This is a genomic window from Methylibium sp. T29 (genome assembly GCF_000576205.1).
GTDB classification, from domain to species: domain Bacteria; phylum Pseudomonadota; class Gammaproteobacteria; order Burkholderiales; family Burkholderiaceae_C; genus Methylibium; species Methylibium petroleiphilum.
Genome location: NZ_AZND01000303.1, coordinates 1 through 3,523, shown reverse-complemented (window position 1 = coordinate 3,523; position 3,523 = coordinate 1). Strand labels below are relative to the sequence as shown.

4 protein-coding genes and 1 pseudogene are annotated in these 3,523 nt (G+C 68.9%); 2 read left to right on the top strand and 3 right to left on the bottom strand.

Going from position 1 to position 3,523, the window contains the following annotated elements:
* Positions 1-998, top strand: a pseudogene (locus x551_RS19830) (HPP family protein); the annotation flags it as partial.
* Between the two features lie 18 nt (positions 999-1,016).
* Here the strand turns inward: x551_RS19830 and x551_RS19825 are convergent.
* Positions 1,017-1,517, bottom strand: a complete 501-nt coding sequence (locus x551_RS19825; protein WP_011827919.1) for a TlpA disulfide reductase family protein — start codon at positions 1,515-1,517, stop codon at positions 1,017-1,019.
* Positions 1,518-1,528: 11 nt separating this feature from the next.
* Here x551_RS19825 and x551_RS19820 point away from each other — a divergent pair, with 11 nt between their 5' ends.
* A complete protein-coding gene (locus x551_RS19820) occupies positions 1,529-2,215 on the top strand; it encodes a DUF4197 domain-containing protein (protein WP_036230160.1) in 687 nt (228 codons plus the stop codon).
* 10 nt (positions 2,216-2,225) lie between these two features.
* Here x551_RS19820 and x551_RS23780 read toward each other — a convergent pair whose 3' ends face one another.
* Both x551_RS23780 and x551_RS19815 read right to left on the bottom strand, forming a co-directional pair.
* Entirely contained in the window at positions 2,226-2,510 is a 285-nt protein-coding gene (locus x551_RS23780; RefSeq protein ID WP_051512222.1) for a hypothetical protein, read from the bottom strand.
* Positions 2,507-3,316, bottom strand: a complete 810-nt coding sequence (locus x551_RS19815) for a hypothetical protein (RefSeq protein WP_051512219.1) — start codon at positions 3,314-3,316, stop codon at positions 2,507-2,509. Before x551_RS19815 ends, x551_RS23780 begins: the two co-directional genes overlap by 4 nt.
* Positions 3,317-3,523 lie beyond the last annotated feature (207 nt).

Genomic DNA, 3,523 nt, shown 5'->3' with positions numbered 1-3,523 from the left:
GCTGCGCAATGGCCCGGCGCCGACGTGCCCTGGCTGGTGGCACCCCTCGGCGCCAGCGCGGTGCTGGTGTTCGCGGTACCGGCCAGCCCGCTTGCCCAGCCTTGGTCAGTGGTGGGCGGCAACACCGCCTCGGCGCTGATCGGCATCGCCTGCGCGCATCTGATCCCGGACCCGGCGTGGGCCGGCGCAATCGCGGTGGGGCTGGCGATCGCCGCGATGTTCGCGCTGCGCTGCCTGCACCCGCCGGGCGGGGCGATGGCGCTGCTGACGGCGTTGGCCGGCATCGGCTCGTTCGGTTTTGCGTGGTTCCCGGCCTGCGTCAATTCCGTGCTGCTCGTGCTGGCCGGCGCCGCCTACAACAGCGCGACGCGACGCCCCTATCCGCACGCCCAGCTGGCGACGCCGCCCGGGCCGGGCGGCGACGAGACCCACCGCTTCAGCGACGCCGACCTCGACGCGGTGCTGGAGCGCTATGGCCAGGTGATCGATGTGAGCCGCGACGACCTGGTCGCGCTGCTGCATGCGGCCGAGGGCGAGGCCTACCGTCGGCGTTTCGGTGCGACGCTCTGCGCCGACATCATGACGCGCGAGGTCGTGACGGTGTCATTCGGCACCGAGCTGCAGGACGCCTGGGCGCTGCTGCGCGAGCACCGCATCAAGGCGCTGCCGGTGGTCGACCGGGCGCGGCGTGTGGTCGGCATCGTGACGCTGGCGGATTTCCTGCGCCATGCCGACCTGGATGTCCACGAGGCTGGTCGGCGCGTCTGCGCAGCTTCATCCGCCGTACGCCGGCCACGCACAGCGACAAGCCGGAGGTGGTGGGGCAGATCATGACGCGCCAGGTGCGCGTCGCCAGCGAGGACCGCCCGGTGGCCGAGCTGGTGCCACTGTTCGCGCAGGGAGGGCACCACCACATTCCGATCGTCGGGCCGGAGGCGCGACTCGTCGGCATGCTGACGCAGTCCGACGTGGTGTCGGCCCTGTCGCGTGTGGGCTGAAGGCGCCGCGGCGCCGACTCAGGCCTCGGCGAGCAGCTTGTCGAGCAGGCGGTGCAGTTCGGCGAAATCGGGCTCGCCGACGTAGCGCTTGACGATCTCGCCGCGCTTGTTGATGAGCACACTGGTGGGCGTCAGCTGGACGTCACCGAAGCCGCGGGCGATGGCGCCGTCATGATCGATCGCCACACTGAAGGGCAGTTTGCGGGTCTCGGTGAAGTTGACCACGTAGGCCGGCGGGTCATAGCTCATCGCCACGGCCAGCGTTTCGTAGCCGCGGGCCTTGAACTTCTCGTGGGTGGCGGCAAGATCCGGCATCTCCTTCACGCAGGTCACGCAGCTCGTGGCCCAGAAGTTCACCAGCACCACCTTGCCGCGCCACTGTTCGCTGCGATGCTGCGAGCCGTCGAGCAGTGTGTAGGCCACGTCCGGGACAGCCTGCTTGCCGGTCAGTGCCAGCGTGGCGGCGATGCCGATTGCCAGGACGGCGGCCGCGGCCGCAACATAGCGCATCAATTTCATGGAGGTGTCCGATGGATCGTCGTGAGTTTACGGGGCAGCTCGTCGCCGGCATGGCGTTGTGGATCTGCGCCGCGCAGGCGCGGGCGCTATCCCTCAGTGACGCCGATGCCAGCGCCGGCTTGAAGGCGGCGCTGGAGCGCGGGGCCGAAGTGGCCGTGAGCCTGCTCGGCAAGACCGATGGATTCCTCGGCAATCCGAAAGTTCGCATCCCGCTGCCGTCGGGCCTGGACAGCGCCGCCAAACTGATGAAGAGCCTGGGCCAGGGCAAGAAGGTCGACGAACTGGTGACCGCCATGAACCGCGCCGCGGAGGCCGCCGTGCCGGAGTCCAAGCAACTGCTCAGCAATGCCGTCAAGCAGATGTCGGTCGATGACGCCAAGAAGATACTCACCGGCGGCGACACCTCGGTGACGAACTTCTTCGCCGAGAAGACGCGCATGCCGCTCGGTGAGAAGTTCCTGCCGATCGTCACGCGGCAGACCGAGAAGGTCGACCTCGCCAACAAGTACAACGCGGTGGCCGCCAAGGCGTCGGGCTTCGGTCTGGTGAAGAAGGAGGACGCCAACGTGCAGCAGTACGTGACCGGCAAGGCGCTCGACGGCCTCTACCTGATGATCGGCGAGGAGGAGAAGAAGATCCGGCAGGACCCGGTGGGCACCGGGAGCGCGATCCTGAAGAAGGTGTTCGGCGCGCTGTAGGCGCGCACCCTCAGTACTGCTTCGAGAGCTCGAACACCAGCGCGGACGGCAGCGACTGGTGCAGACCGTCCCGGCCCACCCGCGCGTGGTTCATGCCGTTGAAGCCCGAGATCTCGAAGGCGTTGCCCTCCTCGGCGATCTCGATGAAGGAGAAGCCGGGCAGCTCGGCGCGGATCTCCTCGGCCAGCTGGTCGAGGCGCTCGCCGCGCAGCACGGCCTCGAACACGATGGCATGCGGCCAGCCTTCGCGACAAAAGTCGACCGCCTCGTCGACCGACCCGACAAAGTCGATCACCAGCCCATGTTGGCGATGGCCTCGCGCACCAGCAGCCGCATTTCACGGCGGGCCGACACCACCAGCACCTGGTTGCCCGCCAGTGGCTTGGAATTCAGCGTCGATGCATCGCCATGATCGAGCTCGACGGCGCTCATGCCTTCGACGGGGTCGCTGACGGTGCGCGGGAACTCCAGCGCCAGTGTCACGTGGGTCTCGTCGGTGTCGCAGTGCAGCGCCAGGCCCATCGACTGAGCGATCTGTCCCACCAGATGCCAGTTCAGCGACTCGAGCGTGGCGCCGTCGGTCGGCTCGAGGGCAAAACTGCAGGACACCCGGCCGTGTGGCGGCCAGTCCTTCTGGTCGACGCGGAAATCGATGCTCGTGCGGGCGCCCTCGGCCGCCCAGTCGAGCACCGCGTTGAGCAGGCTGAACAACAGCGCCGGATCGACCAGCACCTCGATGGCGCGCGTGCTCTGCCGTACCTGGATGCCGCGGGCGTTGACCTCGCGTGCGCGGTGCGTGAGCACCGCCTGCAGCGTCTGGGCGAGGTCGAGCCGCTCGTGGGACTGGCGCAGCCGCTTCGAGGCGAACCGCGACAGCTGCTGGCCGACCATGCCGACGCGGCGTGCGCGTTCGATCTCGGCGCGCAGCACCCGCAGGCCTTCGCGGTCGATCTTGCCGGTGGTGGTGAGCTGGATCACGCGCTCGAGCGCCGTCGTCAGCGGCCCGGCCACGTCCCGCCCGATCTGCGCGACGATCTCGCGCCAGGCCTCCAGGGGCTCGGCTTCGGTGGTGGCGCGGGTGAGCGAGGGGCGAGCGGTCATGTTCGTTCTGTTGTGTGCGGCCATGCTCGGAAGCACGCGGCCGGGAAGCCCGACACTTCCTGCTGTCGATTGTCCGAGCGTTTCTTCACGCAGCCCAGCACTTTGTGACGTTCATGCGTGCTGCCCCCCTGACTCAGGGGCGTGGCGGGCCAAGCGCGCCGCGCTCGCGCGCCGCGGCGATGGCGGCCGCGTCCCAGCCCAGCCAGT